The organism is Nocardia sp. No.11, from assembly GCF_038752175.1.
Lineage (GTDB): Bacteria > Actinomycetota > Actinomycetes > Mycobacteriales > Mycobacteriaceae > Nocardia > Nocardia canadensis.
The window spans coordinates 1-4,433 of sequence record NZ_JBCGFB010000226.1 but is presented as its reverse complement, the minus strand read 5'-3'; the positions used below and the strand labels follow the sequence as shown (position 1 = coordinate 4,433).

The window sequence follows — 4,433 nt, the reverse complement described above, 5'->3', positions numbered from 1 at the left end:
GGCGGCGGCGGCATGTGGCCCGCGCGCACCGCGGCGACGGCGTCGGCGAACTCGCCACCGCTGCTGTAGCGCTGGGTCGGGTCCTTGGCCATCGTGATCGCGATCAGCTCGTGCACGTTGGCGGGCAGATCGGCGGGCATCGGCGGCGGCGCGTCGCGGACGTGCTTCATCGCGACGGTGATGGCGCCGTCGCCGGTGAACGGGCGCACGCCGGCCAGTGCCTCGTAGCCGACGATGCCGAGCGAATAGACGTCGCTGGCCGCGGTGGCGTCCTCGCCGACGGCCTGTTCGGGCGCGATGTACTGCGCGGTGCCCATCACCATGCCCGTCTTGGTCACCGGCGAGGCGTCGACCGCCTTGGCGATGCCGAAGTCGGTGATCTTGACCTGGCCGGTGGGCGTCACCAGGATGTTGCCCGGCTTCACGTCACGGTGCACCACACCGGCGGCGTGGGCCACCTCGAGTGCGCGCCCGGTCTGCTCGAGCATGTCCAGACCCTGGACGACCGAGAGCCTGCCCATCCGGTTCAGCACCGCGTTCAGCGGCTCGCCCTGCACCAGTTCCATGACCAGGTAGGCGGTTTCGCCACCGGACGGGTCGGTGGTCTCGCCGTAATCGTAGATCCCGGCGATACCGGGGTGGTTGAGCTGCGCGGTGGTGCGCGCCTCGGTCCGGAACCGCTGACGGAAGGTCGGGTCGGCGGAGAACTCGGTCTTGAGGACCTTGACCGCTACCCGCCGGTCGAGCCGGGTGTCCATCGCTTCCCACACCTGACCCATGCCGCCCGTGGCGATGAGCCGTTGCAGACGGTAGCGGTCGGCGATCATGGCGCCGTTGTTCAGCATCGGGGCCCCCGTGTTGTCACTCGCACACTCATTTCGTTCAGCCCCCTGCCAGACCCGCGTCCAGCACCGACCTGGCGATCGGTGCCGCCACCGAGCCACCGGTGGCCTGGAGGGCCCGGTCGCCGCCGTTCTCGACGATCACCGCGATGGCGATCTTCGGGTTCTGGGCGGGCGCGAAGGCCATATACCAGGCGTGTGGCGGGGTGTTACGGGGATTGCTGCCGTGTTCGGCCGTTCCGGTCTTGGACGCGATCTGGTACGGCGACCGGCCACCGCCCGCGGTATTGGCCTCCGAGGCGACCATCAGATTCGTCAGCGTCGACGCTACCTGGGGACTCACGGCTTGTCCGACCGAGACGGCCTTGGTCTTGCTGAGCTCGGACAGGTCCGGCGCCTGGGTCTGATCGACCAGGTACGGCTGCATCCTGGTGCCGCCGTTGGCGATCGTCGCGGCGACCACCGCGATGTCGAGCGGGGTGACCGCGACATCACGCTGACCGATGCTGGACTGTCCGAGGGCCGCGTTGTCCGGGATCGGGCCGACCGTCGACTCCGCCACCGGGATCGGCACCCCGCGATGCGGGCCGATGCCGAACGCGGCGGCCTCGTCCTTGAGCGCGCTCGCGCCGACCTTCACGCCGAGCTCGACGAACGCGGTGTTGCAGGAGCGCCGGAACGCGTCGTAGAGGCTCGCGGTCGGCCCGTCACCACAGGTGCTGCCGCCGTAGTTCTCCAGCGTGGTGCTGGTGCCGGGCAGGGTGATGTTGGGCGCCGCGGTGAACTGGTCATCGGGACCGGCCACACCGTTGGACAGCGCCGCCGCGGTGACGATGGTCTTGAAGGTCGAGCCGGGCGGGTAGGTCTGCGAGACGGCGCGATTGAGCATGGGCTGACTCGGATCGGTGCTGAGCCGCTCCCACGCCGCCCGGCCCGCCGCGCCGTCGTGGCCCGACAGCTCGTTGGGGTCGTAGCTGGGGGTCGAGACCATCGTCAGGATCTTGCCGGTGCTCGGCTCGATCGCGACCACCGCGCCGGTGTAGCCCTTCGAGGTCATCTGGTCGTAGGCGACCTGCTGCATCATCGGATTGAGCGTGGTGAGCACGTTGGCGCCGCGCGGATCCCGCCCGGAGAACATGTCGATGAGCCTGCGGCCGAACAGGCTCGAGTCGTTGCCCGACAGCAGCGGGTCCTCGGCCAGTTCGAGTCCGGTCTTGCCGTACTGCATCGAATAGAAGCCGGTGACCGGCGCGTACGCGGGCGGGGTGCTCGGGTACTGGCGCAGGTACTTGTACCGGTCGTCGGTGGCGACCGAGCTCGCGAGCACGGTGCCGCCCGCGGAGATCTGCCCGCGCTGACGCGAGTACTCGTCGAGCAGCACGCGCGAGTTGCGCGGATCGCTGCGCAGATCGTCGGCCTTGACCACTTGCAGATAGGTGGCGTTCACGAGCAGCGCGACCACCATCACCATCACGGCGACGGCGACGCGACGTAGTGGAGTGTTCATTCGCTCGCCCTGCCTTCCGACCTACGGAACATCTCGGTCGGCGCCTCGGCGATCGGCGCCGGGCCGCGCTTGCGCACCGGTGCGGGCGCGCGGGCGGCATCGGAGATCTTGATCAGCAGCCCGAGCAGCGCGTAGTTCGCCAGCAGCGACGAACCGCCGTAGGAGATGAACGGCGTGGTCAGGCCGGTCAGCGGGATCAGCTTGGTGACACCGCCGACGACGACGAAGATCTGGATCGCGATCGTGAACGAGAGCCCGGCCGCGAGCAGCTTGCCGAAGCTGTCGCGCACGGCCAGCGCGGTCCGCAGCCCACGCACGATGAAGATCAGGAACAGCATCAGCACCGCGGTGAGCCCGATCAGGCCGAGCTCCTCACCGATCGTGGTGACGATGAAGTCGGTCTTGGCGAACGGCACCTGGTTGGGTCGGCCGCTGCCGAGCCCGGTGCCCGCCAGCCCGCCGGTCGCGAAACCGAACAGCGACTGCGAGATCTGGTAGCCGGTGTTGTGGTAGTCGTCGAACGGGTGCAGCCAGGTGTCCACGCGGACCCGCACGTGCCCGAAGAGCTGGTAGGCGAAGACGAAGCCGAGCACCAGCAGGCCGCCGCCGATGATCAGCCAGCCCACCCGCTCGGTGGCGATGTAGATCATCACCAGCACCGTGCCGAAGATCAGCAGCGAGGTGCCGAGGTCCTTCTCCAGCACGAGCACGCCGATGCAGACGATCCAGACGATCAGCACCGGTCCCATGTCGCGCGGGCGCGGGAAGTCCATGCCGAGGAAATGCTTGCCCGCCGCGGTGAACAGGTCGCGCTTGGCCACCAGCACGCCGGCGAAGAACACGATCAGCAGGATCTTCGCGAATTCGCCCGGCTGCACGCTGAATCCGGGCAGCCGGATCCAGATCTTGGCGCCGTTGACTTCGGAGAACCGGCTGGGCAGCAGTGCCGGAATCGCCAGCGCGAGCAGTCCGACCAGGCCTAGGGTGTAGGTGTAGCGCGCGAGCGTGCGGTAGTCCCGCAAGACGATGAGCAGGGTGATGAACACCACGATGCCCAGGCCGGTCCACATGATCTGCTGATTGGCGTCGGGGGAGGGAAGGGGGCTCGAGTCGTACGCGGCCTTCTGCGCGTCCGCGAGGTCGAGCCGGTGGATCAGCACCAGCCCCAAACCGTTGAGCAGCGCCACGATCGGTAGCAGCAGTGGATCGGCGAACGGCGCGAACCGGCGCACGGCCAGATGCGCGACACCGAACAGCGCGAGGAATGCCAGTCCGTACTTGGCGATGTCCCAGGTGATCGACTGTTCCTGGCTCGCCTCGACGATGAACAACGACACCGTCGTGATCCCCGCCGCCCCCGCCAGCAGCAGCAACTCCTGGTTGCGTCGCGTCGACGGGGGTGGTGCTGGCGCGAATCCGCCAGGGGGGCTGGGGAAAGCCCCAGCCGACGGCGGTGCCGGTGCGGACATCAGTCCGTCACCCGGCAGTTCTCCCCTGAGATCTGCGGAGTTGTCGGGGGAACGGTCGTCGTGGTCGGGGCGGGCGGCGTCGTGGTCGGCGTCGCGGGCTGATCGGGGCCGGGAGTCGGCGCGCCACCGGGGGTCACCGGCGGCTGCTCGGTGGGCAGCACGCCGGGCTGGGGCACCGATTCCTTCTTCGGGCAGGCCGGCAGCAGTTCCTTCTGCAGCAGCATCATGCTGTCGCGCGCCTTGTCCAGCGAGTCCGGCGGCAGGCCCCGCTCGACCTGATCGCGGCCGGTCTGCTTGAGATCGCTGACCATCAGCTTCTTGCAGCCTGCGGGCGCGGACTTACCGGCCTCGATGAGGGTGAGCTCGCCCTTGCTGGTGGCGCAGCCGGTGAGCTCCACATCGTGGATCGAGTAGCCGAGGATCGAGCCGGGCAGGCCGCGCATGACGACCACCTGATCGTTGTCGGCGCCCACGTAGTAGTTGCTGCGAATCATCTTGTAGCCGACCACGAGTCCGACGGCGACCGCGGCGATCAGCGCCAGCGAGAGCAGCAGCCAGCGCAGCTTGTGCGACTTGGGCTCCGGCGGCGGGGGCGCGGCGGCGGCCCGGCGAGGC

Annotated in this window: 3 protein-coding genes and 1 pseudogene; all 4 read right to left on the bottom strand. The window is 68.9% G+C overall.

Translation table 11 applies throughout. From position 1 onward, the window contains the following. A partial coding sequence (locus V8688_RS31450) for a serine/threonine-protein kinase (protein ID WP_342802332.1) occupies positions 1-845 on the bottom strand: 845 nt, incomplete at its 3' end. A gap of 37 nt (positions 846-882) precedes the next feature. Then, complete coding sequence (locus tag V8688_RS31445; RefSeq protein ID WP_218716011.1) at positions 883-2,349, bottom strand: penicillin-binding protein 2; 1,467 nt, start codon at positions 2,347-2,349, stop codon at positions 883-885. Next, a complete protein-coding gene (locus tag V8688_RS31440) occupies positions 2,346-3,818 on the bottom strand; it encodes an FtsW/RodA/SpoVE family cell cycle protein (protein WP_218716012.1) in 1,473 nt (490 codons plus the stop codon). The genes V8688_RS31445 and V8688_RS31440 overlap by 4 nt, the downstream gene beginning before the upstream one ends. Beyond that, positions 3,818-4,433, bottom strand: a pseudogene (locus V8688_RS31435) (serine/threonine protein phosphatase); the annotation flags it as partial. The pseudogene V8688_RS31435 and the gene V8688_RS31440, both read right to left, overlap by 1 nt.

Excerpts from the sequence above, each read along its gene's own strand:
- V8688_RS31445 (WP_218716011.1), bottom strand. The coding sequence starts at position 2,349 with ATGAACACTCCACTACGTCGCGTCGCCGTCGCCGTGATGGTGATGGTG.
- V8688_RS31440 (WP_218716012.1), bottom strand. The coding sequence starts at position 3,818 with ATGTCCGCACCGGCACCGCCGTCGGCTGGGGCTTTCCCCAGCCCCCCT.